We start from the raw sequence: 24,735 nt of genomic DNA on the forward strand, positions 1-24,735 counted from the left end.
ATAATTATTATTTTTGATAGAGCAGCTCTATATTCTGTCGTGCCAGGCTATATTCACTATATAAGTATTATTAATACGCGAGTATTTCTGACCGCTATCATCTTTATGGGAAGGGAAAAGGGTGGCTACTGCGATCAGTCTTCGGTGCGCAGTGAAGTGTGACCGCTATGGCGCATCTCAGGCCACGGCGTTAGCGAGAAAAAAAACGCCGGTCAGGAACCTCTGCCGGCGTCTAGGATCACTCGTAATGGCTTATTTCTTAATACGGATCACCGGAGTTTCACCGGCAGTGACCGGGCCGGACAGTTTCACCAATTCGTGGATCTCATCCATATTAGAGATCACCACCGGGGTCAGTGTAGACTTGGCTTTTTCTTCCAGTAAAGGCAGATCAAACTCAATGATCACATCACCTTTTTTCACTTTCTGACCTTCAGCGGCAATACGTCTGAAACCATCCCCTTTCAGCTCGACCGTATCGATACCGAAGTGGACAAACAGCTCTATACCGCTGTCAGATTCAATGGAAAACGCGTGGTTAGTCTCAAAGATTTTACCGATAGTGCCGTCAACCGGTGCCACCATTTTGTCCCCGTTGGGACGGATTGCGATGCCGTCACCGACGATTTTTTCCGCAAATACGACATCGGGCACATCTTCGATATTAACAATTTCGCCTGACAATGGGGCGATAATCTCCACAGAACCAGACGTGCTGTCAGATTTATCGCCGAATAATTTAGCAAACAATCCCATGATCTTCTCCTGAGCAGTAATTTCGGGCCAACGTTCAGCAGGTTAGCAGAGTGTTTTTTCTTTGATGAACTGGTTGACCAGCGCCATCAAATCTTCAGCGGTTGGCTGTTCCAGGGCCTGTTCTGCTAATGCCTTCGCATCCTCAAAATTAGTATTGCGAATAATTTTCTTGATACGTGGAATTGAAATGGCACTCATACTGAACTCGTCCAGCCCCATTCCCAGTAATAATAGTGTAGCACGTTCATCACCCGCCAGCTCACCACACATGCCGGTCCACTTACCTGCCGCATGCGAAGCATCAATCACTTGCTTAACCAGTGCGAGGACCGATGGGCTCATAGGATTATAGAGGTGCGAAATCCGGTCATTACCACGGTCTACGGCCAGCGTGTACTGAGTCAGATCATTGGTACCGATACTGAAAAAGTCGACTTCTTTAGCCAGATGGCGGGCAATAACCGCCGAGGCCGGGGTCTCTACCATGATACCAACTTCAATACTTTCATCGAAAGCTTTCCCTTCTTCTCGCAACTGCGCTTTCAGGGACTGCAGTTCGTCTTTCAGTAGACGGACTTCTTCCACCGAAATAATCATCGGGAACATAATGCGCAATTTACCGAAGGCAGAAGCCCGTAAAATCGCTCGCAGTTGCCCATGAAGGATCTCTTTACGATCCATAGCAATACGGATAGCACGCCAGCCGAGGAACGGGTTATCCTCTTTTGGCAGATTCATGTAAGGCAGGTCTTTATCACCGCCGATATCCATAGTGCGGACAATCACCGCTTGGGATCCCATGGCCTCAGCCACTGCTTTATAGGCGGCGAACTGCTCCTCTTCGGTGGGCAGAGACTCGCGATCCATAAACAGGAACTCAGTGCGGTACAGCCCAACACCTTCAGCACCGTTGCGCTCGGCACCGGCCACATCGCGCACGGTTCCGATATTGGCACAGACTTCCACCTGATGGCCGTCCAGCGTGATCGCCGGTAAGTCTTTCAGTTTCGCCATTTCGGTTTTTTCACTAAGGTAGTGATCCTGAATTTCTTTCAGGCTCTCAACCGTATCAGCGGGTGGATTGATAAAGACTTGGTTATTGACGGCATCGAGGATCAGCGCATCGCCGTTTTTCACCTGAGAAGTGATACTACCTGTACCGACAATCGCCGGAAGTTCCAATGAACGGGCCATGATCGAGGTATGTGAGGTTCGTCCCCCCAGATCAGTGATAAAGCCCAACACTTTATTGAGGTTCAACTGAGCCGTTTCTGATGGGGTCAGGTCTTTGGCTACCAGAATGACTTCCTCGCTGATGGCACTTAAATCGACAATGTTCAGTCCGAGAATATTTTGTAGCAGGCGTTTACCGATATCACGGACATCGGCTGCACGCTCTTTGAGGTATTCATCATCGAGTTCTTCCAATGCTGTTGCCTGGTCCTCGATAACTGTTTTTACCGCGGCATCGGCAGTCTGGTGATCTTTTTTAATCAGATCGACAATCTCCAGCTCCAGCTCTTCATCTTCCAGCAACATAATATGGCCTTCGAAGATCGCTTCTTTTTCCGCGCCGAAGGTTTCACCGGCTTTGATTTTTATCGCCTCAAGTTGAGTGGCTGCCTTACTGCGGGCATCAAGAAAGCGCGACACTTGAGCACTGACCTGATCCTCTGAAATTTTGAGTGTATTGATGATTATTTCATCTTCTTTCAGCAGTAGAGCCTTACCAAAAGCGATACCGGGTGATGCGGGAATGCCTGAAATCATAACCTTACCTTTTAAGTACCATGGCAGGGGAGCATTAGCATGATGCTAAACGCCGTAACCAGACTAATTTAGGGAAGCAACCACGCGGACACCTTGTCCGCGATCAAAGATGCGACAGTCACTGAAGCTAATCTACACTGTTTATGCCGAATAACAACGTTACTCAAGTTCAGCCAGCAGGCGAACCAATTGTTCAATTGCCTGCTGTTCATCTTCACCTTCGGCAGACAGCGTGATCACCGTTCCTTGCGTCAGCCCCAGCGTCTGCAGCTTAAACAGGCTTTTTGCGCTGGCGGATTTGCCATTTGAGGTAACCGTAATATCGGATTGGAAGCCTTTGGCTTCTTTGACAAACTGTGCGGCCGGACGGGTGTGTAAACCGTTAGGTGCGGTAATGGTGACTTCCTGCTGAAACATAAAAATATCCCCCAAGGTTAACGGAGTATTGAGCGGACACCTAGCAGAGATCCCGATTGCGGGCGTTACGTAAACGGGTCTGAAAATCAGGCCAGGTGACCTATTCTGATCGCGCCGCTACTGGCGGAAACGCTGTGCGGTCATTATGCCGTGGTTTTGAAATCGGCCCTACCGGTAAATGTGCTGGGTTTGATCCGCTTCATAACAATGGCTAATTATTTCGCGCTTCAAAATAAATAGTTGCGTTTTGATAACAGACCTTCCCCTCTGAAAGCAATACGAATATAAATAAAAGTGAGATCCCGAACACAAAAAAGCACCCAGAGGGTGCTTTTTTAAGAGCGGTTTAGTAGAGGTAACTTGCTGATTACTGGTTAAGTTCTTTGTCAGTAAATAAATCCGCAAACAGAGCCGTACTCAAATAACGCTCACCAGAAGACGGGAGGATCACCACGATATTCTTATCGGCTAATTCGGGTTCCTGTTGCAATTTCAACGCAGCGGCCACCGCCGCCCCAGAGGAAATCCCAGCCAAGATACCCTCAGACTCCATCAACTGACGGGCGGTAGAGATTGCTTCTTCGTTGGTAATGGTGACTACTCGGTCGACCAGCGACAGATCAAGGTTTTCCGGAATAAAGCCGGCACCGATACCTTGGATCTTGTGGGGACCCGGTTTGATCTCTTCACCGGCAAGCGCTTGGCTAATCACCGGTGAATCTGACGGTTCGACCGCTACACTTATCAGGGATTTTTTGCCCTGAGTATTCTTTAGATAGCGGCTAACGCCAGTAAGGGTGCCGCCGGTCCCTACGCCAGCAATGAACACATCCACATCGCCGTCGGTATCTTCCCAAATTTCAGGACCGGTAGTTTTTTCGTGGATTTGTGGGTTTGCTGGGTTGCTGAACTGTTGCAACAACACGTATTTGGCTGGGTTGCTGGCGACAATTTCTTCGGCCTTACCAATAGCGCCTTTCATTCCCTGAGCACCTTCGGTGAGCACTAAGTTAGCACCCAGCGCTTTCAGCAATTTGCGACGTTCAACCGACATCGTTTCCGGCATAGTCAGGGTCAGCTTATAGCCACGGGCCGCCGCCACATAGGCGAGGGCAATACCGGTGTTACCGCTGGTGGGTTCAACCAGTTCGACGCCCGGTTTTAAGATCCCGCGTTTCTCCGCATCCCAAATCATATTGGCACCGATACGACATTTAACGCTAAAGCTTGGATTACGCGATTCAACCTTTGCCAGAATACGCCCGTTACCAATACGGTTAAGTCTGACCAACGGAGTATGGCCAATGGTTAATGAATTATCTTCGTAAATCTTACTCATAGCTTGTCCTTAACTCTTTGAAATTTGGAGAACCCCATGAGAATACGCTTTCCTGGGCGTCAGGGAAGTAAGTAAAAGCTATATCGTTATGTCACAGGGCAATAACGTTCAGGCATGGCTGCGATCCGAGACAGCTTTCTTCTCTACAGCAGCTGGCCCAAGCTCATTATCACGATAATGATCGACCCACATTGCCGTGGCCCCGCAAACCGCCACCGGCATGATCATCAAGTTAACAATCGGCACTAGGGTAAACAGGCTGACCAGTGAACCGAACTGTAGATGCATACTGCGGTGGGCAGCCAGCTGCTGGCGCATTTTATCAAACGGCACCCGATGGTTATCGAAAGGGTAATCGCAATACTGGATTGCCATCATCCAAGCACCGAATACAAACCATAGCAGAGGGGCTAGGGTCTGACCAATGACGGGAATAAAGTGTATCAGCAGTACCGCCAGCGCCCGCGGCAGGTAGTATTTCAGTTTCAGCCATTCCCGCCACATGACGCGGGGCAGGTCTTTAATCAATTCAGACCAAGAGATCTCCGGCAGAGGTTTACCGGTCAGACGGTTTTCCAGCTGCTCCGCCAGTAATCCGCAGAAGGGCGCGGCTATCCAGTTCGCCAATGTTGAGAAAAAATAACTGAACAGCAGGACCAGTGACAGGACAGCCATCGGCCAAATTAAGTAATCTAACCACTGTAGCCAGCCGGGTATATGGGTCATTAAGTTTGGGATCCAAACTTTCAGTTTATAGAAACACCAGACGATGGCACTGCCCATCAGTAACACATTGACCAGTAACGGCACAATGACGTAGCGGCGGATACCCGGTAGTAATGCTAAATTCCAGCCCCGTTGAAAATAGTCCAGACCATTCTGGCTCTTTTTCGGATGTCCTTCCGACATAATGATATTCTCCTGCATAAATCAGTGGCACATGATAGCGCTGTTTATGTAGTAGGGCAGGGCTTTTTGGTTGAAAAACCAGCAATTGCACGATCTGTCGCAGATAATTTGTCATAAAGTCGTGCGCAGACTTGCACTTGTACCGCCCTGCAAATACATTTAAGGGTAAAGGTGCCTGATTCAGGCAAAGTATTGGAACAACAGAGAATACAATGATGCAGGATTTGCGTCTGATATTAATCGTTGTTGGTGCGGTCGCCATCGTTGCACTTCTCCTACATGGTCTGTGGACCAATCGTAAGGAGCGGTCTTCCGTTTTCCGTGATCGCCCGCACAAACGTTTTAAACAACGTAACGATGAAGACCTTAGTCTGGAAGAAGAGGACAGTGTCTCTGATTTTCACGCTAGCCGTGACGTTGAGGATGACCCCGTGGTTTCTGCGAAGAGTGCCGCCCGTCCTGTTGAAGAGAAACGCCCCTCTTCCGGTGGAATGAAAAACTCACTCCGTCACCGGCCTGAGCCTGTGGCTGATCCGCTTATGGATGCTCATACTGCCTATCAGGCTGATGAGGAAGTTCCTCAATCCGAATCCGAGGCGGCACCGCCCCCTGCGCCGGTGCGTACTGCTCCACCGGTTGCCGACAGTGCCTATACCGCACCGGGAACTCAACCTGCGCACGTCGCTGTTGAGCAGCCAGCTGTGGAAGAAGCCCCAGTAGTGGAGCCACTACCGGAGCATGATGTCGCAGCACCTGAAGCGGATGATGCAGTTGAAGATGTTCGCGAAGAAGAACCCAACAGTGAAACCGCTCCGGCCACTCAGGCTAAAGAAACGGTGCTGGTGCTGCACGTCTCTGCCCACACTGGTGGTGAACTGAATGGCGAACCTTTGTTGCAGGCTATTTTGCAGGCGGGCTTCCAGTTTGGTGAGATGAATATTTTCCATCGTCACCTGAATCCCTCTGGCAGCGGCCCGGTCCTGTTCAGCTTGGCGAATATGATGAAACCTGGTTCGTTCGATCCTGAGCAGATGGGCGACTTTACGACCCCAGGTGTATCACTGTTTATGATGGTCCCTGCTTACGGCGATCCTTATCAGAACTTTAAACTGATGTTGCAGTCTGCTCAGCGTATTGCAGACGATGTCGGGGCGCTGGTACTGGATGACGAGCGGCGGATGATTACCCCGCATCAGGTTGACCTGTATAAGTCACGTATACGGGATGTCTTGCAGGCTCAGTAATCACCGGCTTTGTTAACATAAACCCCCGCTTGTCGGGGGTTTTTTATCTTATGGGGTTGTATGAACAGCATACAAGAAAAGTTAGATCAGTTGCGTGTCCAGTTGCGCCATCACGAATACCTCTACCATGTGCTGGATGCGCCTGAGATCCCGGATGCTGAATACGATAAACTGATGCAGGCGCTAAAAACGTTGGAACAGCAGCATCCTGAGTTGATTACCCGTGACTCGCCGACCCAGCGTGTGGGGGCTGCCCCGTTAACCGCATTTGAATCCATTCGCCATGAAGTGCCTATGTTGTCGTTGGACAACGTTTTTGATGACCAGAGTTTTTTGGCGTTTCATAAACGAGTCACTGATCGTCTGAAAGGGGACTCGAGCCCAGAATACTGCTGTGAGCTGAAGCTAGATGGTTTGGCGGTCAGCCTGTTGTACGAACAGGGTGAACTGGTGCAGGCGGCAACCCGCGGTGACGGTACCACTGGGGAAAATATTACCGCTAATATCCGTACCGTCCGTGCGATCCCCCTACGACTGCGCGGTGATGGGATCCCTGAGCGTCTGGAAGTCCGTGGCGAAGTGTTTATGAACCAGAAAGGCTTTGAGCAGCTGAATGAGAGGGCGCGCAAAAGCGGAGCAAAATTGTTTGCTAACCCGCGTAATGCCGCTGCAGGCTCGCTGCGTCAGCTTGACCCGCGTATCACCGAAAAACGTCCGCTGACCTTCTGCTGCTACGGCGTCGGTGTTACGCAGGGTGGTGAACTGGCGGATAGCCATTGGCAGCGTTTGCAGCAACTGAAAAGCTGGGGGCTGCCGGTCAATGATTATGTCTCCGTCTGTCGAACCCCTGAAGAGGTGCTGGCCTTTTATCACCGTATCGGTGAACAGCGTGAAACCCTGGGGTTTGATATCGATGGAGTCGTTATCAAAGTTAACTCCCTAGTACTACAAGAGCAGCTAGGTTTTGTCGCCCGGGCTCCCCGCTGGGCCACGGCGTTTAAATTCCCTGCTCAGGAGCAGGTCACTGTGGTGCGTGACGTGGAGTTTCAGGTAGGCCGTACTGGGGCGATAACACCGGTAGCAAGGCTTGAACCGGTACAGGTCGCTGGCGTAGTGGTCAGCAACGCCACGTTACACAACGCTGATGAAATTGCCCGATTGGGCATTTGTATCGGTGATAAAGTGGTGATCCGCCGTGCCGGTGATGTGATCCCGCAAATTGTTAATGTGGTGCTGAGTGAACGTCCTCCAGAGACTCGGGAGATCATGTTCCCGACGCATTGCCCGGTCTGCGGATCGGATGTTGAACGGATCGAGGGAGAAGCGGTGACCCGCTGTACCGGAGGCCTGATTTGTGGGGCTCAGCGTAAAGAAGCCTTAAAGCACTTTGTCTCCCGTCGGGCGATGGACGTTGATGGCATGGGCGATAAAATCATCGACCAGCTTGTAGAGAAAGAGTATGTGCAGACTCCCGCGGACTTGTTCCGTCTCAGCGCCGGTAAATTGACCGGGCTTGAACGGATGGGGCCGAAGTCGGCACAGAATGTGGTCGATGCCCTGCAGAAATCGATGGACACTACCTTGCCACGCTTTTTGTATGCCCTGGGGATCCGCGAGGTCGGTGAGGCAACCGCTCGCAGCTTGGCCCAACATTTTATTGAACTGCCGGCCTTGATGGATGCCTCACTGGAAGCCCTAACGGAAGTGCCGGATGTCGGACCGGTAGTGGCCAGCCATGTGCGCCATTTTATGGATGAAGAGAGTAACCGCGAAGTGATCCGTCAACTAGTGGAGGACATCGGTATTCGTTGGCCGGCAATCGCTGCGGCTGAGAGCGTAGGGGAAGATAATCCTTTCACAGGTAAAACGGTAGTGCTGACCGGCTCCCTGAGCCAGATGACGCGCGATGAGGCCAAAGATCGGTTGACGGCGTTGGGGGCCAAAGTCAGCGGCAGTGTGTCCAAGAAAACGGATATGCTGATCGCCGGGGAGGCCGCAGGCTCAAAACTGGAAAAGGCCAATGCACTGGGGATCAGGGTACTTGATGAGCAGCAGATGATCGATCTGCTAGAGGGGTAATTCTGGATAAGCAGAACCTGGTCGAACTGGCCAACCAGCGTATGCCGTTTGGCAAATATCAGGGGCGGGTGCTGATTGATCTGCCAGAAGAATATTTGCTGTGGTTTGCCCGCAAAGAGTGTTTCCCAGAAGGGACCCTCGGTCAGCTGATGCAATTGGCATTGGCGATAAAAATTGAAGGTTTGCAGGGTCTGGTCGATCCGCTACGTAAATAACAGACGGGGCCACTATGGGCCCCGTTTTTTTACTTAGGCAGATCGACGTTGGCGGAGGGAGTATCGCCGAACACCTTATAGTTGGGTAATGACAGTTGTTGGTTGTCCTGCCAACCGCCGCCTAAGGCTTTATAGAGGACCACCAGATCGGTGGCAGTTTGCGCCTGGACGTTAATCAACTGCAGGCGTGTCTGAGCCAGTTGGCGTTGGGCATCAAGCGCATTAATATAGCTGCTCAAGCCTTTCGAGTAACTTTCACTGGCCAGTGACCAGGCCTGTTGCAGGGCATCGGCAGAAGATTGTAATGCGACAAGCTGTTGCTGATCAGCCCGGTAGCTGACCAAGGCATTTTCCACTTCCCGCAGGGCATTCAATACCGTATTTCGGTAGTTGAGAGCCGCATTAGCCTGGCTGGCGCGGGCCAGCCTAACCTGAGACACCAGGCGTCCGCCTTCAAAGAGAGGTAAGGAGATACCGGGGCCGATACTGTAGAAGTGACTGCTCCAATCATCCAGGTAGCTGGCATCGGTATTACGCACCCCAAGCTGCCCAGTTAGAGAAATATCGGGGAATAACTGGGCGATCGACACACCGATATTGGCGGTTTGGGCGTGCAGGTCGGCCTCTGCCTCACGGATATCCGGACGGCGGCGCGCGAGAGTTGAGGGCACACCCACGGCAATATCCGCGGGTAGGGCGGGTAGGGCTTTGGCGGGGGCCAGTTCTGCATCTAATGTCCCCGGTGCCTGACCCAGCAAGACCGCTAATCCGTTCATGGCTTGGGTGATTTGCGACTGATATTGCGGCAGATCGGCCTGTAAGGCGCTGACTTGGGCAGTGGCACTCTGTAAATCGGTGGCAGGTGCCAGTCCGTTTTGCATTTGGCTTTCGGTCAGTTGCTGTGTCTGGCGAGCAATCGCGATCTGTTGTTCAGCCACTGCGGTCATCGCTTGAGCGGCCCGCAGTTGCAGGTAGGTCCTCGCCACTTCTGCTTCCAAGGAGACCATAGCATCGTTACGTTGTTCGATGGCAGCTTGCTGCTGGGCTGCCGCCATCTCACGCTGACGCCGTACTTTGCCCCACAGATCCAACTCCCATTGACTGTCGAAGCCCCCCTGATAGAAGTTAACGCTGCCGGTAGCATTGTTCACCACTCCGGCAGCTTGATCATTGAGATTGTCATACACGCCGTGGGATTTCAGTAAGCCTTTAAGACCCAGCTGTTGTCGGGCATAGCTGGCCTGACCGCTTAGGGTAGGGAACAGCCCGCTGGTCGCCTGTGCAACCTGTTCACGTGCACCAGCAATACGTAGCATAGCCTGTTGCAGGCTCAAGTTACCGGCAATGGCACGCTGTATTAGGCTATCGAGTTGCGGATCATTAAAGCTTTTCCACCAGCTAATGGCCGGATCTGCTCCATCAGGCCGGGAGGCCTGTGAAGAGGACATTCCGTGCCAATCGGCAGGTAACTGGTTTTTAGGCGGATGAAAATCCGGGCCCAGGCTGCATCCTGCCAGGATCAGACTGATAAATAATGCACTAAAGCGGTAGCTGACAGAGGGCATGGTGATTTCCTTTTTTTAATGGCCCGCGGCGCTGCCTTCGCTTTTCACTGGCGATAACAGCAAACAAAACGGTAATAGGATCAGGCCTATGATACAGAGTCCGTAAAACACATCGCAGTAAGCCAGAAAGCGTGACTGACTGATCATCTCCTGATAAAGCCTGCCCGCGGCGATAGAAGAGACATTACCGGCCATATCTGAAAAGTTACGGATCGCGTTACTCATCTGCTCCACAGACTGATTAAAGGCGGCATCCAATGAGGTCATATGGGCTGACAGATAGGCAGAGTGGGTTTGCGACCGCTCGGTGATGGCGGCGGTTGACAGTGATATGCCTATCGACCCAGCGACGTTACGAAACATGGTAAATAGGGCAGAGGCATCGCCATTTAGCTTTTGCGGAATGGAGATAAAGGCAATGGTGGTCAGAGGAACAAACAAAAATCCTAGGCCGATAGACTGGACACTGCGCATGATCACCAACGAAGTGAAATCCAGATCAGGAGTCAAACGCATCCCTGAATACAGAAACGACAGGGTCAAGCAACTGAAACCGAAAAGAATGATATAACGGGTTTGCACCACTGGCATTAGACGTAACACGATGGGAATAGTCAGAATAATACAGACCGCCCCAGGGGTAAGAACCAGCCCTGACAGGGTGGCGGTATAGCCCATATCCTGCTGCGCGAGCTGCGGGATCACCACCGAGCTGCCATACAGAATAAAGGCCATCCCCGCCATCAGCAGGCCGGACACCCAGAAATTCCGATCGCGCATGACCAGGATATCCACCACCGGATTACGGGCATACATTAGCCAATAGACGGCGCCGGTGATGCCAATAGCGGCCAAGCTGGCGAACAGTATAATAAAGTTTGATGAGAACCAATCCGCATCCTCGCCCCGGTCAAGGAAAACCTGTAGGCAACCGAGGCCAAGGGTTATCAGACCGATACCGACGTAGTCGATACGCAGGCTCCTTTTGTCGGCTTTACGCTCCCAAGGCGGGTCTTCAAGTAATTGATAGATAGCTAAGGCAGTGAGGATCCCAACGGGAATATTGATAAAAAATATCCAGCGCCAGCTGTAGTTATCGGTGATCCAACCGCCCAGCGTTGGACCAATCACAGGCGCAACGATGATCGCAATCGACGACAACCCGAAGGCTTTACCGCGATCTTTTTTATCGAAATAGTCCAGTAGCACCGACTGCTGCACAGGCTGTAAGCCGCCGCCAAAGAATCCCTGCAGGATACGGCAGAGGATCAATTGCCATAACTGTGTCGAGATCCCGCACAGAAATGAGCACAGCGTAAACATCACAATGCACAGTAAGAAATAACGCTTGCGGCCAAAGAAGCGGCTAAGGAAAGCCGAAATCGGTAACACGATGCCGTTAGCCACCAAGTACGAGGTCAGTACCCAGGTAGACTCGTCGTAGCTGGAGGAGAGGGACCCCGCAACATGGGGCAAGGCCACGTTGACGATGGTGGTGTCTAGCACTTCCATAAATACCGCAAAGGTGACAGTCATCGCTACCAACCACGGATTTGCGGAAGGCCGCCAGCTGCTGGCGTCGCTCATCGTACCGTCACCTCGGGTTCAACCGAAAGTCCCAGGGGGAGCGGGTGGTTAGGGTCCAGTCCCTGATCAATATCGATTTTCACCGGTACACGCTGCACAATTTTCACAAAGTTACCGGTGGCATTCTCTGCTGGGAATGCGGAGAAATGAGACCCAGATCCCATTTGAATACTGTCCACGTGCCCTTGTAACTTGAGGTCCGGGAAGGCATCAACGCTGAGGGTCACTTTGTCGCCCGGTTTCATATATTGCAGTTGAGACTCTTTGAAGTTAGCCGTCACCCAGATATTTGGGGAAACCAGTGAAAACATACTGCTGCCGGCCTGGACTAAGCTACCTTGATCGACATTACGGCGGGTCACATAACCGGACGTTGGGGCAGTGATGCGGGTATAGGAGAGGTTCAATTGCGCAGTATCGAGTTGAGCCTGTGCCTGAGTCACTTGCTGACGCTTTGCCTCGACCAGGGTCTGTTGTTGGCGCAGTTGTAGTTCAACCTGTGAAGCGACGGCGACCTGTGCTTCGGCATTCTGATATTCGGCTTGTGCGGAACGCCACTGTGCGGTGGCTGCATCAATATTGTTTTGTGAAGTGGCTTTCGGATCAACACCATGTTGACGGTGATAGGCAGCGGCGGCATTGTTCAGCTCAGCTTTTGCCCGAGCAAGGTTAGCCAAGGCCTGCTGTTTCTGAGCCGGGTACTGGACTTTTGCCAGTGCATACTGTGCTTGTGATTGTCCGTACTGGGCCTGTGCCAAGGCCAGTTGCGCTGTAGCCTGGTCTTGTTGAGCAATGGCATCCCGTGGGTCAATCACCGCCAGTAGGTCCCCTTGGTTGACTTTCTGATTATCGCGAACCAGAAGCTGGGTAACGTAGCCGGAAACGCGAGGGGAAATGACCACCGCGTTGCCGTCGGTAAAGGCATCATCGGTAGTTTCAATACCTCGGTTCATCAACCAGTAAATGACTGCAGCAATGACGATGAGGATCACCACAATAACGAGGATCACCAACGGCTTTTTTCCTGGACGTTTACGTTCATCCTTAGCGTTAGGTTGCTTATCTTCTGCTGAACTGTCTCGGTGATCCTCACCGGAGGAAGGTGCCTGCTTACCCTGAGTGTCTTCGGTCATGCCTGTTCCTGCCTTTAAACGTGAAAGTGTGACAAAACGCTTTAACTTCAGTTTGTTATACTAGGAATGTGCTGCACACAACAGCCTGAACCTTGCCGCGGATTGCCACAAAACTGCTTTTATCATTAGCGTTGAAGGCAGAAAAATCAATAGTGAGAGGAATTTAACTGTGAAAGGCTGCGATACAATCAAACTGTCGCTGCCGGTAGACAGCGACAGTTACTATAGGTTAGTCGTTAGCCGCCGTTGCGGCATCTGCATTCTGCTGTGCGTCTTTTTCGCTCAGTTTTCGGTAATGGCGAGCAATAAAAGAGCATGCCATTAACTGAACCTGATGGAAGATCATCAGGGGCAGAACAAGGATACCAATAACGCTGGCTGGAAACAGGATATTGGCCATAGGTACGCCGTTGGCTAGGCTCTTTTTCGAGCCACAGAACAGAATGGTAATTTCATCTGGGCGTTTGAAGCCAAAGGCGCGGGCTGCTACCACGTTAATGATTAACACGACTGCCAGCAGTCCCAGGCAGCCGACCACAATCAGCAGCAGGGTCATCACATTAACCTGGTGCCAAATACCGTTTACCACGGCTTCACTAAAGGCGGAGTAGACGACCAGCAGAATCGATGTCTGATCAGTTTTACCGATCAGTGAGCGATGTTTCTCGACCCAGGCACCGATCCAGCGACGGGAAAAGTGACCGAGCAGGAATGGAACCAGCAGTTGCAACATGATTTTACCGACCTGCTCAAGACCGTTACCTGGGGCATCACTGTGTACATGCATGACGAGGCCGACCAGCAGTGGTGAGACAAAAATCCCTAACAGGCTGGAAGCAGAGGCGGCGCACACTGCAGCGGCGACATTGCCACCGGCCAACGAGGTGAAGGCAATGGAAGACTGTACGGTTGCAGGCAGAATACACAGGTAGAGAAAGCCGCTGTATAACTCTGCGGACAAAGGCAGTGGATGCCACCAGGCAAACAACAAGCCGAGGATCGGGAACATAATAAAGGTGCTGAACATGATCCACAGATGCAATCTCCAGTGGCTGCTGCCAGCAATGATTTTGTCACGGGACAACTTGGCACCGTGCATAAAGAAAAGTAGAGCAATTGCAGCGGTGGTTAGCCATTCAAAGAAGGGAACAAAGGCACCTTTGGCAGGGAGAAAAGTGGCTAATAATACCGTGATAATCAATTTCACCATCATCGGGTCGAGGCGTAGAAATCCCATTGTTATTTTCCGAGCAGAAATAAAAAAGATTGTGCGGGAAAGCTTCTTAGAAATAAAATTAATTTATAAAATTTATCTATGAATAAAATTCATGAATTATACCTTAAAGCAGTTACGAGTATTCGTGGCGGTGGCACGGCAGGGCAGTTTTAGCCTAGCGGGGCAGGTTATTGGCCTTAGCCAGTCGGCGGTGAGCCACAGTATCAAAGAACTGGAAGCGGAGGTTGGGGTCCGGCTATTGGATAGGACCACCCGCGAGGTTCAGCTAACACCTGCCGGAAAACAATTGGCCTCTAGACTAATGGTGCAACTGGAAGAACTGAATAATACTTTGCTGGAGTCAGGGCGTTATAATGGTCAGCGGAGTGCTACCGTTAGGGTCGCCGCCAGCCAGACGATTTCGGCACGTCTAATGCCGATGTGTTTAGCTCGGGCGCACAGCCGATTCCCGGATATCCGCATATTGCTCCAAGACAGTGTGCAGCAATCGGTTCTGCAAAGTGTGCTGAATGCTACCGCGGATTTCGGCATCGTGATTGATCCCCAAAACAGTGATGAATTTGAAAGTCAGCCGATCTTAAAGGATCCTTTTTTACTGTTGTGCCGTCAGGATGATGCGTTTGCTAAGAGCACCGATATCCATTGGCGGGACCTGGAGGATAGGGAGCTGGTATTACAGGATTATGCCTCCGGCAGTCGTGCTCTGATTGATTCCGTATTCCGCGAGCAACAACTGTCTTCAAAAGTGGTACAACAGGTTGGGCATCCGGTTACCCTTTATCCGATGGTGGAGGCGGGGATTGGTATCAGTATCTTACCGGCGCTGGCCTTACCGTTACCTGCAGGCAGTACGCTAGTGGTTAGACGCCTGTATCCTGAGGTGTTTCGGACCTTGATGCTGATCCGTCGTAAAAATCGTTCATTGAGTCCGGCCGCAGAAGTGATCTGGCAGTTGGTAAGTGAACAGGCCACCTATCTCGGCCAGCATCGAGATTTTATCCCGCTCAGCTAAATCGGTACTTTACTATTAAGGTCAACTGAACCTGTATAGGGCGACAAGCATTTACTGTTGAAGGGGGCTGATGGGGGTAAGAGGGGTCGTGCAGGATGACTCGCTACGCTCGCCCTACGGGCCGTTGCCGTGGGCAACGTTGTCTCACTGCGTTCGACACGAACCTGCGGCAGGTTCTCATCCAGCACGATTTAACGTTGGAGCACAGAAACGAAAAAAGCACCCATAAGGTGCTTTCTTCTGAATTGGTGGGTCGTGCAGGATGACTCGCTACGCTCGCCCTACGGGCCGTTGCCGTGGGCAACGTTGTCTCGCTGCGTTCGACTCGCCCCTGCAGCAGGTTCTCATCCCGCACGATTGAATTCCATTGATTAAATTTTATTAGAAACACAGAAACGAAAAAAGCACCCATGGGGTGCTTTCTTCTAAATTGGTGGGTCGTGCAGGATGACTCGCGTTGCTCGCCCTACGGGCCGTTGCCGTGGGCAACGTTGTCTCACTGCGTTCGACACGAACCTGCGGCAGGTTCTCATCCAGCACGATTTAACGTTGGAGCACAGAAACGAAAAAAGCACCCATAAGGTGCTTTCTTCTGAATTGGTGGGTCGTGCAGGATGACTCGCGTTGCTCGCCCTACGGGCCGTTGCCGTGGGCAACGTTGTCTCACTGCGTTCGACACGAACCTGCGGCAGGTTCTCATCCAGCACGATTTAACGTTGGAGCACAGAAACGAAAAAAGCACCCATGGGGTGCTTTCTTCTAAATTGGTGGGTCGTGCAGGATGACTCGCGTTGCTCGCCCTACGGGCCGTTGCCGTGGGCAACGTTGTCTCACTGCGTTCGACACGAACCTGCAGCAGGTTCTCATCCAGCACGATTTAACGTTGGAGCACAGAAATGAAAAAAGCACCCATAAGGTGCTTTCTTCTGAATTGGTGGGTCGTGCAGGATTCGAACCTGCGACCAATTGATTAAAAGTCAACTGCTCTACCAACTGAGCTAACGACCCGTTTGGTGGGTGATGACGGGTTCGAACCGCCGACCCCCTCCTTGTAAGGGAGGTGCTCTACCAACTGAGCTAATCACCCGAAAACGTTTTCAGGATATCATGAATCTGGTGGGTGATGACGGGTTCGAACCGCCGACCCCCTCCTTGTAAGGGAGGTGCTCTACCAACTGAGCTAATCACCCAGATTCAGATTTTCTTTCCTGTTGCAGCGGGTTACCTACCTAAGTAGTGGTGGGTGATGACGGGTTCGAACCGCCGACCCCCTCCTTGTAAGGGAGGTGCTCTACCAACTGAGCTAATCACCCCCGCTGTGTGGAGTCGCATTATAGGGATAGTTGATTTTGAGTCAACGCTTTTTCTGAATAAAATGTTTGTTCGTTTTAATTTTCGCCACCCTGCGGGGGTTTTGAACAAAAAGGCGTTTTTTTAACCCTTGCTAGGTAATTATAAAGGTTTAGGCCGCGCTCAGTGATTGAGGATTCACTGCCAAGTGTTAAAATACGTACACTGATTTCCGCTCTTTTTTTGGTTTTTGACATCGGTGTTCAAAAACCCGCGTCCTAAGGCAATGTTTAATGAAGATTAAGACTCGTTTTGCGCCAAGCCCTACCGGCTATTTACATGTCGGGGGTGCCCGTACCGCTCTCTACTCTTGGTTGTATGCCCGCCATAATAAAGGTGAGTTTGTTCTTCGTATCGAAGATACCGATCTGGAACGCTCTACGCCTGAAGCCATTGCAGCCATTATGGATGGTATGAACTGGCTGAATCTGGATTGGGATGAAGGCCCGTACTATCAGACTAAACGCTTCGATCGCTATAACCAGGTGATCGATGAGATGTTAGAAGCGAATACCGCCTATAGATGTTATTGCTCTAAAGAGCGCTTGGAAACGCTGCGCGAAACCCAGATGGAAAACGGCGAAAAGCCACGTTACGACGGGCGCTGCCGTGACAGCCATGAACATCACAGTGATGATGAGCCTTGCGTGGTCCGTTTTCGTAACCCTCAGGAAGGCTCGGTGATCTTTGATGATCAGATCCGCGGCCCGATTGAATTCAGTAACCAGGAATTGGATGATCTGATCATTCGCCGTACCGACGGTTCACCAACCTATAACTTCTGTGTGGTGATCGATGACTGGGATATGGAGATCACCCACGTCATCCGTGGTGAAGACCATATCAACAACACACCACGTCAGATTAATATCCTGAAAGCTATCGGGGCGCAGGTACCGGTGTATGCCCACGTTTCGATGATCCTCGGTGATGACGGTAAGAAATTGTCCAAGCGTCACGGTGCCGTCGGCGTTATGCAGTACCGTGATGATGGCTATCTGCCGGAAGCCTTGCTGAATTATCTGGTGCGTATGGGCTGGGCCCATGGCGATCAGGAGATTTTCTCCGTGGCAGAAATGACCGAGCTGTTCCGTCTGGATGCAGTGAGCAAATCTGCCAGTGCGTTCAACACTGAAAAACTGCAATGGCTGAACCACCACTACATCAATACGCTACCGGCGGATTATGTGGCGACCCAGCTTCAATGGCATATTGAACAGCAGAACATCAACACTGCTACCGGTCCGTCATTGGCGGAGCTGGTGGGTCTGCTAGGTGAGCGTTGTAAGACACTGAAAGAGATGGCGGAAAGCTGTCGCTATTTCTACGAAGACTTCGCAGAGTTTGATGCTGATGCAGCCAAGAAACATCTGCGACCTGTAGCTCGTCAGCCGCTGGAAACTGTTTCGGCTAAACTCGCCGCCATCACCGACTGGACTGCAGAGAATGTTCATCACGCCATCCAAGCGACCGCTGACGAACTCGAAGTGGGAATGGGTAAAGTGGGTATGCCATTGCGTGTAGCCGTAACCGGAGCAGGGCAGTCACCTGCACTAGACGTAACAGTCTGTGCCATCGGACAGCAACGTAGCATTGCTCGTATCGAACAGGCTCTGGCCTTTATCGCCACCCGCGAAGCTCAGGGTTAATCCAGCTAGACACCGGAAACCCTCGGGTTTCCGGTTATTCTCGGTCTTCAAGCAGACCCAGCCGTAGCAGCACGCCGCGGATCCCTTCCCGTAATAACAGTCCGCTGAGTTGTTCTTTCTCCCGCTGGCTCATCTGGTCGATGCTGCTTAGCAATAATGCAGTCAGACGCTGGTCACCGCTAAAATAGTGCCCAATAGGTTCTGCTGCAGGCCGTACGGTGCTAAGAAACTGTTCAACCTCAGCATCGATATGGATAAGACGCGCTTTACCACCTTGGACACCGGGTTTGTGCACCGTTTTCCAACCCTGTCGTTTGATCCATTTATTGATGGTTTGTCGGCTGTAGCCAGTTTCTATCGCCAATTGTTCCGGGGTCATCCATTCCTTTGTCACAGTGCATCCTTTGCTGAGAGTGATTACGTTTTCATCTTACAGGGAAAGGTAACGTGTCCCAGTCGAAAAGAAAAGTCCATACGCTGTGCTCGGAGACCCGGGTCGCGGAAATGGCCGGCTTTACGCTGTATCAGTAAACTTTATGAGTAACAATAGGGTGTTAGTTATCCTCGTTGCTGGCTTTTTCAGCAATCGGAAAGGGTTTTTAAATTTGCCGTTGACACCTTTGCGCCGGTTTCATATTATGCCGTCCGTCAGGTGACCCCTGACAACTTTTCGGACTGGGGGTATAGCTCAGCTGGGAGAGCGCTTGCATGGCATGCAAGAGGTCAGCGGTTCGATCCCGCTTATCTCCACCATCTTCTTGTTGAAGAGTAGGCTCCGAAAAGATTCCAGATGTGGGGGTATAGCTCAGCTGGGAGAGCGCTTGCATGGCATGCAAGAGGTCAGCGGTTCGATCCCGCTTATCTCCACCACTTCAGATTTCCTTTTCCAAAATATTCCTTATCTTTCTTTTCCCTTGTTCTCCTAGCCGTTCTCTTTTCCGATTATTTATTCGTCATTCTGGTGATTATCATCCCTGTCTCTGTAAGTTGATCACGGTAATATTGATTTATTACGTTCCTTCACTACAGTTAACAGCAAGTTATGTAATGATAATGAGAATAATCGATGAAAATTAAAGGTATTAACGAAGGCTTCTTCGTGCTGCTACTACTGCTCAGTACGGTTGCATTCTGTATGGTGCTTAAAGCTTATTACTCGTCCATTTTCTGGGCATTATTGCTAGCATTATTGTTCTATCCCCTAAAAACCCGGTTACGTAAAATGCTAGGGGAAAAGAACGGTCTTGCTGCGATAATTACTTTGCTAATCATCTGTTTGATCGTGTTCATCCCGCTGGTGGTAGTGATGAGTTCACTGGCCTATGAAGGAAGCACCCTTTATAACAGTCTGCAGCAGAATAACCATGTGCTGTCCACCTCGCTGCGCACGGTGATCCAGCATTTGCCAGCGTTTGCCCAAAACTTTCTGCAGCAGCATAATCTGACTAATGTCGATGCACTGCAACAGAAAATCTCCGGTCTCGCGATGCAAGGTAGTCAGACTCTAGCGAGCAGTGCACTGGTGATCGGTCAGGGGACCTTCAGCTTTACCGTTGGATTCGTCATCATGCTGTATCTGCTGTTTTTCTTCCTGAAAGACGGTGCTTATCTGACCGGATTGATCCTTAATGCACTGCCATTAACTAAATATGTTAAACATCACCTGTTTACTAAGCTGGCCGCTGTCTCTAAAGCAACGGTGAAAGGAACAGTGGTAGTGGCTATCGTACAGGGTGCCTTGGGCGGTCTGGCCTTCTGGTTCCTGGGCGTTGAAGGCAGTGTCCTATGGGGCGCACTGATGGCTTTCCTGTCACTGGTACCCGCGGTCGGTTCTGCCATTATCTGGGTACCGGTGGCGGTGTACTTCCTAGCAGCAGGGCCGTTATGGAAAGGGATCTTCTTGGTGGTGTTCTTTATCGTGGTCATTGGGCTGGTGGATAATATTCTGCGTCCGATCTTGGTGGGTAAAGAGACTCGCATGCCGGACTATCTGGTACTGATTGCTACCCTTGGTGGGATGGAGTTATTCGGGATTAATGGTTTTGTGATTGGTCCGTTAATTGCCGCACTGTTTATTGCCTGCTGGAACCTGTTGTCAGGACGAAACACTCAGCAGAACTCTGATAAGATCGATGAGGATTTCATCTCTGAAGGCCGTGAGTACGAGCTAAGCCAAGCAGAACTGACAAAAGCGAAAGAGTTAGCGGCGTTGGCAAAAGAGCGAGAGAAACAGAACGCTGCTCAGTAAAAGCCAGCAGTGTACTGAGGAAAAGCCCCTGACCGTATAGACGGGCAGGGGCTTTTTAGTGTCCGCAGAGTCGGTGCAGCAGGCAGAGTAAAAGACTACGGCCCATGGATACCGGCGGTTCTACCGTCATGTTGGTGTGACGGGCAAAAAAAACGGGGCTAAAGTGCCCCGTGGAGAATGGTATTTTGTGTACCGCTTACGCCAGAACCAGTCCGGTGATTGCCGCAGAAAGCAGGCTGACCAGGGTCGCGCCGTAAAGTAATTTCAGGCCGAAACGCGACACCACATTGCCTTGTTCTTCACTCAGGCCTTTGATGGCACCGGCAACAATCCCGATAGAAGAGAAGTTAGCGAAAGAGACCAAGAACACCGATAAGATGCCTTCCGAGCGTGGCGTTAACTGACCGGCCATTTTTTGCAGGTCCATCATCGCCACAAATTCGTTAGAAACCAGTTTGGTGGCCATGACACTGCCGACTTTCAGGGCTTCGTCAGCAGGCACACCGATAATCCAAGCAAAAGGATAGAACAGGTAGCCTAAAACGCCTTGGAAACTGATACCAAAGACGGTGGTAAACAGCGCATTGATTGCTGAAATCAGGGCGATAAAGCCGATCAGCATCGCAGCCACGATAATCGCGACTCGGAAGCCTGCAATGATGTACTCACCCAGCATTTCAAAGAAACTCTGACCAGCATGAGCATTGGTCAGCTGTAAATCGTCTTCGTCTTCCACTTTGTACGGGTTGATCACTGACAGGACGATAAAGGTGCTGAACATATTAAGGATTAGTGCTGCGACCACATACTTTGGCTGTAGCATGGTCATGTATGCACCAACAATCGACATGGATACGGTAGACATTGCCGTGGCGGCCATGGTGTACATGCGATTTTTCGACATTTTGCCAAGGATATCTTTATAGGCGATAAAGTTTTCAGACTGTCCGAGGATCAGTGAACTGACGGCATTGAAGGATTCTAGCTTACCCATGCCGTTCACTTTTGATAGCAGAGTACCGATAGCACGGATCACCAGAGGTAGGATACGGAAGTGTTGCAGAATACCGATCAGCGCTGAGATAAAGACGATCGGACACAGAACGTTGAGGAAAAAGAACGCTAAGCCTTTTTCGTTCATACCGCCAAACACAAACCCGGTGCCTTGCCCAGCATATTTCAGCAGTGTATCGAAGAAGGCCGCGAAATCTTTAACGAAGCCAAGACCGGCTTCAGAGTTAAGAAAGAACCACGCGAGCAGAACTTCAATGACGAGTAACTGAACGATATAGCGAATACGGATTTTCTTTTTATCTTTGCTGACCAGCAACGCAAGGGCTGCAATCACAACTAATGCCAGAAGAAAGTGAAAAATATGTGCCATGTGTGCTCCGGTTTGAGGAGAGTTATATTTTGCGGTGTATTCTATGTAACGTGGTACATAAAAACGAGATCCAAAACCCAATATAAGTAAAAGATCTTCCTGTTTTACAGGGGGGCTACCTCGTTAGCGACTGTTTTTTAGCGATGATGTATGTGAAACATCAATATTCTGTCTTTTTGTTGTTAATAGGTGAGTATTTTAGCCTACGAGATAACAGGGTAAAACGTTTGCTCATCATCAGCGGATCAGGTAACGTGAAGCAAGAAGTATAGCCAGTGCTATACTTTTTAGCAGCGACTATTGAAGCAATAAATATTACCGATTTTCCCAATCGCCATCGGAACGGTAAAGTCAGATCCACACATGTTTCCGGGAGTTCCCATGTCAGAGAGCCAGACCGCTGAGCGCAACAGAAAACAGAGAAAAGTGAAGCTGGCCCTGATGGGACCCGCTTTTATCGCCGCTATCGGTTATATCGACCCAGGCAATTTTGCCACCAATATTCAAGCGGGAGCCAGTTACGGCTACCAATTGCTGTGGGTAGTGGTCTGGGCCAATATCATGGCAATGCTGATCCAACTGCTGTCTGCCAAGCTTGGGATTGCGACCGGCAAAAATCTGGCTGAACATATCCGTGACCGTTTTCCCCGTCCGGCGGTGTGGTTTTACTGGGTACAAGCCGAAATTATTGCTATGGCCACCGATTTGGCAGAATTCATCGGCGCAGCGCTTGGCTTTAAGTTGTTGTTTGGCGTGACCCTGTTACAGGGTGCCATCATCACCGGTATTGCGACCTTCTTGATCCTGATGCTGCAACGTCGCGGGCAGAAACCGTTGGAAAAAGTGATCGGTGGGATGTTGCTGTTCGTCGCCGCGGCTTACGTGGCAGAGCTGTTTTTCTCACAACCCAATCCAGTAGGTTTGGTCAAAGGGATGATATTACCGAAACTCCCTGATTCTGATGCGCTCTATCTGGCGGCGGGTGTTTTGGGTGCCACCATTATGCCGCATGTGATTTATCTGCACTCGGCGCTGACGCAGCGCGAAGATGGAAGCAGTCGTAGCGAACGTTACAGTTCCACCAAGATGGATGTGGCAGTGGCGATGACCATTGCTGGCTTTGTAAACTTGGCAATGATGGCGACTGCTGCGGCGGTGTTCCATTTTAATGGTCACACCGGTATTACTGAGTTGGATCAGGCATACGTTACCCTGCGCCCGCTGTTGGGTGATGCCGCAGCGCTGGTCTTTGGATTGAGTTTAGTTACCGCGGGGCTTTCCTCGACGGTGGTCGGCACGCTTGCTGGACAGGTGGTTATGCAAGGCTTTATCCATTTTGCTATTCCTCTATGGGTTCGGCGGGCCGTCACTATGTTGCCTTCTTTTGTGGTGATCATTGCCGGAATGGATCCGACTCGGGTATTGGTGTTAAGTCAAGTCTTACTGAGCTTCGGTATCGCGTTGGCATTAATTCCGCTACTGTACTTCACCGCTAACCGTCAACTGATGGGCGAACTGGTGAATGGTCGTAAGACACAGATATCCGGGGTCGTTATTGTGGTGATTGTGATTGTGCTCAACTTCGGATTATTGGTGGGAGAAGTCCCTAGCATGTTGTAGTACTCTGCGGTTCAGGCTCTGTAAGCGGTCTGTAGGCCTATTTCCGGCTAAATTCCGAAAAATGGCTTGAAAGCCAAATTCAGCATCTTACCTGTGAACAGTGGCTATTCGGCAGGTAATGGGTATGGTAGATTACTGTAAAAATAATAAATTGATTCACCGCTCTGATATGGTGAATCAATGATTGAAAAGCGGTCACTGCGCTTTCACCATCAATTACCCCCAAGCGGAGTAGCATAAGAATGACAAACTATGCCTTGGTCGGCGATGTCGGCGGAACTAACGCCCGCCTTGCATTGTGTGATGTAAGTAACGGCAGCATCTCGCAGACCAAAACTTTCTCTACCTCTGATTTTCAGAGTTTAGAAGATGTCATCCGTCACTATCTTTCAGAAAAACCTCCAGTGAAGTCGGCCTGTATTGCGATTGCGTGCCCGGTGAAAGATGACTGGATTGAAATGACCAATCACCATTGGGCATTCTCAACTCAGGAGATGCGTCAGAATCTCGGTCTTGAACACCTGGAAGTGATCAACGATTTTACTGCAGTGTCTATGGCTATTCCGATGCTGACTGACAGCGAAGTCATTCAGTTTGGCGGTAACCGTCCGGTAGATGGCAAGCCGATTGCCATTTACGGTGCTGGCACCGGCTTGGGTGTCAGCCACTTAGTTCATGTCGATAAGCGCTGGGTCAGTTTACCGGGCGAAGGTGGTCATGTTGATTTTTCCTGCGGGACCGAGGAAGAAGACATGATCATGAACGTGCTGCGTGCCGAACGTGGACGTGTCTCTGCTGAGCGTGTGTTATCCGGCAAGGGGTTGGTAAATATTTACCGCGCGATTGTTATTTCTGATAAGCGTACCCCAGAGGTGCTTCAACCTCAGGATGTGACCGAACGCGCCCTAGCGGGTTCCTGCACGGATTGCCGCCGAGCATTATCACTGTTCTGCGTCATTATGGGCCGATTTGGCGGTAACTTAGCGCTGACTTTGGGCACCTTTGGTGGCGTCTATATTGCTGGTGGTATTGTACCGCGCTTCCTTGAGTTCTTTAAAGCTTCTGGTTTCCGTGCGGCCTTTGAAGATAAAGGGCGTTTCCGCTCCTATGTCGAGGATATTCCGGTATACCTGATCACCCACGATCAGCCGGGGTTATTAGGTGCTGGCGCACATATGCGTCAGTATCTGGGCATGGTTCTGTAATACTCGCCTTCCTGTG

19 protein-coding genes, 6 tRNA genes and 5 other RNA genes are annotated in these 24,735 nt (G+C 50.8%); 10 read left to right on the plus strand and 20 right to left on the minus strand.

The features are described 5' to 3' along the window. Positions 1-252: 252 nt before the first annotated feature. From crr to cysZ, 5 genes are all read right to left on the minus strand, one after another. Positions 253-756, minus strand: a complete 504-nt coding sequence (gene crr, locus DW47_RS0102485; RefSeq protein WP_029684758.1) for a PTS glucose transporter subunit IIA — start codon at positions 754-756, stop codon at positions 253-255. Positions 757-798: 42 nt separating this feature from the next. Continuing rightward, complete coding sequence (ptsI, locus tag DW47_RS0102490; RefSeq protein ID WP_029684759.1) at positions 799-2,526, minus strand: phosphoenolpyruvate-protein phosphotransferase PtsI; 1,728 nt, start codon at positions 2,524-2,526, stop codon at positions 799-801. A gap of 159 nt (positions 2,527-2,685) precedes the next feature. Further along, complete coding sequence (ptsH, locus tag DW47_RS0102495) at positions 2,686-2,943, minus strand: phosphocarrier protein Hpr (RefSeq protein ID WP_029684760.1); 258 nt, start codon at positions 2,941-2,943, stop codon at positions 2,686-2,688. Positions 2,944-3,310: 367 nt separating this feature from the next. After that, positions 3,311-4,282 (minus strand): cysteine synthase A, encoded by a 972-nt coding sequence (gene cysK, locus DW47_RS0102500; RefSeq protein WP_029684761.1) that lies wholly within the window; start codon positions 4,280-4,282, stop codon positions 3,311-3,313. Positions 4,283-4,390: 108 nt separating this feature from the next. Further along, a complete protein-coding gene (gene cysZ, locus DW47_RS0102505; protein WP_051150807.1) occupies positions 4,391-5,191 on the minus strand; it encodes a sulfate transporter CysZ in 801 nt (266 codons plus the stop codon). A gap of 212 nt (positions 5,192-5,403) precedes the next feature. On the opposite strand from cysZ, the gene zipA reads away from it, so the two are divergent. The 3 genes from zipA to DW47_RS0102520 are packed head-to-tail and all read left to right on the plus strand — an operon-like array spanning position 5,404 to position 8,729. Then, entirely contained in the window at positions 5,404-6,435 is a 1,032-nt protein-coding gene (zipA, locus tag DW47_RS0102510) for a cell division protein ZipA (protein ID WP_029684764.1), read from the plus strand. A 60-nt stretch (positions 6,436-6,495) separates the two neighbouring features. Continuing rightward, entirely contained in the window at positions 6,496-8,514 is a 2,019-nt protein-coding gene (gene ligA, locus DW47_RS0102515) for an NAD-dependent DNA ligase LigA (protein WP_029684766.1), read from the plus strand. A 2-nt stretch (positions 8,515-8,516) separates the two neighbouring features. After that, the gene (locus DW47_RS0102520) at positions 8,517-8,729 is read left to right on the plus strand and encodes a DUF3820 family protein (RefSeq protein WP_029684767.1); all 213 of its coding nucleotides are present in this window, start codon (positions 8,517-8,519) and stop codon (positions 8,727-8,729) included. A gap of 29 nt (positions 8,730-8,758) precedes the next feature. Here the strand turns inward: DW47_RS0102520 and DW47_RS0102525 are convergent, their stop codons facing one another. The 4 genes from DW47_RS0102525 to DW47_RS0102540 all read right to left on the minus strand — a co-directional run bounded on the left by DW47_RS0102525 (position 8,759) and on the right by DW47_RS0102540 (position 14,251). Next, a complete protein-coding gene (locus DW47_RS0102525) occupies positions 8,759-10,294 on the minus strand; it encodes an efflux transporter outer membrane subunit (RefSeq protein ID WP_029684768.1) in 1,536 nt (511 codons plus the stop codon). Between the two features lie 15 nt (positions 10,295-10,309). Continuing rightward, positions 10,310-11,881 carry a DHA2 family efflux MFS transporter permease subunit gene (locus DW47_RS0102530; RefSeq protein WP_029684769.1) on the minus strand — a complete coding sequence of 524 codons (1,572 nt, stop codon included), beginning with the start codon at positions 11,879-11,881 and terminating at the stop codon, positions 10,310-10,312. Further along, positions 11,878-13,014: an HlyD family secretion protein gene (locus DW47_RS0102535; RefSeq protein ID WP_029684770.1), complete on the minus strand. Its 1,137-nt coding sequence runs from the start codon at positions 13,012-13,014 to the stop codon at positions 11,878-11,880. The genes DW47_RS0102530 and DW47_RS0102535 overlap by 4 nt, the downstream gene beginning before the upstream one ends. Positions 13,015-13,243: 229 nt before the next feature. Continuing rightward, positions 13,244-14,251 carry a bile acid:sodium symporter family protein gene (locus tag DW47_RS0102540; protein WP_029684771.1) on the minus strand — a complete coding sequence of 336 codons (1,008 nt, stop codon included), beginning with the start codon at positions 14,249-14,251 and terminating at the stop codon, positions 13,244-13,246. A 91-nt stretch (positions 14,252-14,342) separates the two neighbouring features. Between DW47_RS0102540 and DW47_RS0102545 the strand changes: the two genes are divergently transcribed. Then, on the plus strand, positions 14,343-15,263 hold the full coding sequence (locus tag DW47_RS0102545) for a LysR family transcriptional regulator (protein ID WP_029684772.1): 921 nt from the start codon (positions 14,343-14,345) through the stop codon (positions 15,261-15,263). 79 nt (positions 15,264-15,342) lie between these two features. On the opposite strand, the gene DW47_RS16800 is transcribed toward DW47_RS0102545, so the two are convergent. From DW47_RS16800 to DW47_RS0102565, 9 genes are all read right to left on the minus strand, one after another. After that, positions 15,343-15,465, minus strand: a non-coding RNA gene (locus tag DW47_RS16800) — RtT sRNA. A gap of 44 nt (positions 15,466-15,509) precedes the next feature. After that, a non-coding RNA gene (locus DW47_RS16805) (RtT sRNA) lies at positions 15,510-15,632 on the minus strand. A 62-nt stretch (positions 15,633-15,694) separates the two neighbouring features. Beyond that, a non-coding RNA gene (locus DW47_RS16810) (RtT sRNA) lies at positions 15,695-15,817 on the minus strand. A 44-nt stretch (positions 15,818-15,861) separates the two neighbouring features. Then, positions 15,862-15,984, minus strand: a non-coding RNA gene (locus DW47_RS16815) — RtT sRNA. Positions 15,985-16,028: 44 nt separating this feature from the next. Then, positions 16,029-16,151: non-coding RNA, RtT sRNA (locus DW47_RS16820), on the minus strand. Between the two features lie 44 nt (positions 16,152-16,195). Further along, positions 16,196-16,271, minus strand: a tRNA-Lys gene (locus DW47_RS0102550). A gap of 3 nt (positions 16,272-16,274) precedes the next feature. Beyond that, positions 16,275-16,350, minus strand: a tRNA-Val gene (locus tag DW47_RS0102555). Positions 16,351-16,377: 27 nt separating this feature from the next. Beyond that, positions 16,378-16,453 (minus strand) — tRNA-Val (locus DW47_RS0102560). Between the two features lie 47 nt (positions 16,454-16,500). After that, positions 16,501-16,576: transfer RNA gene (locus DW47_RS0102565), tRNA-Val, on the minus strand. A 270-nt stretch (positions 16,577-16,846) separates the two neighbouring features. Here DW47_RS0102565 and gltX point away from each other — a divergent pair. Continuing rightward, complete coding sequence (gene gltX / locus DW47_RS0102570) at positions 16,847-18,262, plus strand: glutamate--tRNA ligase (protein WP_029684773.1); 1,416 nt, start codon at positions 16,847-16,849, stop codon at positions 18,260-18,262. A 34-nt stretch (positions 18,263-18,296) separates the two neighbouring features. Here the strand turns inward: gltX and DW47_RS0102575 are convergent, their stop codons facing one another. Then, positions 18,297-18,656 (minus strand): YfeC-like transcriptional regulator, encoded by a 360-nt coding sequence (locus DW47_RS0102575; protein ID WP_029684774.1) that lies wholly within the window; start codon positions 18,654-18,656, stop codon positions 18,297-18,299. Positions 18,657-18,939: 283 nt separating this feature from the next. Here DW47_RS0102575 and DW47_RS0102580 point away from each other — a divergent pair. The 3 genes from DW47_RS0102580 (at position 18,940) to DW47_RS0102590 (ending at position 20,510) form a co-directional block, all read left to right on the plus strand. Further along, a tRNA-Ala gene (locus tag DW47_RS0102580) sits at positions 18,940-19,015 on the plus strand. Between the two features lie 41 nt (positions 19,016-19,056). Then, a tRNA-Ala gene (locus tag DW47_RS0102585) sits at positions 19,057-19,132 on the plus strand. Positions 19,133-19,328: 196 nt separating this feature from the next. Then, positions 19,329-20,510: an AI-2E family transporter gene (locus DW47_RS0102590; protein WP_029684775.1), complete on the plus strand. Its 1,182-nt coding sequence runs from the start codon at positions 19,329-19,331 to the stop codon at positions 20,508-20,510. A 196-nt stretch (positions 20,511-20,706) separates the two neighbouring features. Here DW47_RS0102590 and DW47_RS0102595 read toward each other — a convergent pair whose 3' ends face one another. Beyond that, positions 20,707-21,894: a NupC/NupG family nucleoside CNT transporter gene (locus DW47_RS0102595; RefSeq protein WP_029684776.1), complete on the minus strand. Its 1,188-nt coding sequence runs from the start codon at positions 21,892-21,894 to the stop codon at positions 20,707-20,709. 381 nt (positions 21,895-22,275) lie between these two features. Here DW47_RS0102595 and DW47_RS0102600 point away from each other — a divergent pair, with 381 nt between their 5' ends. Continuing rightward, a complete protein-coding gene (locus tag DW47_RS0102600) occupies positions 22,276-23,514 on the plus strand; it encodes an Nramp family divalent metal transporter (RefSeq protein WP_029684777.1) in 1,239 nt (412 codons plus the stop codon). A 242-nt stretch (positions 23,515-23,756) separates the two neighbouring features. Beyond that, complete coding sequence (glk, locus tag DW47_RS0102605) at positions 23,757-24,719, plus strand: glucokinase (RefSeq protein ID WP_029684778.1); 963 nt, start codon at positions 23,757-23,759, stop codon at positions 24,717-24,719. Positions 24,720-24,735 lie beyond the last annotated feature (16 nt).

Source organism: Tatumella saanichensis (assembly GCF_000439375.1).
Lineage (GTDB): Bacteria > Pseudomonadota > Gammaproteobacteria > Enterobacterales > Enterobacteriaceae > Tatumella > Tatumella saanichensis.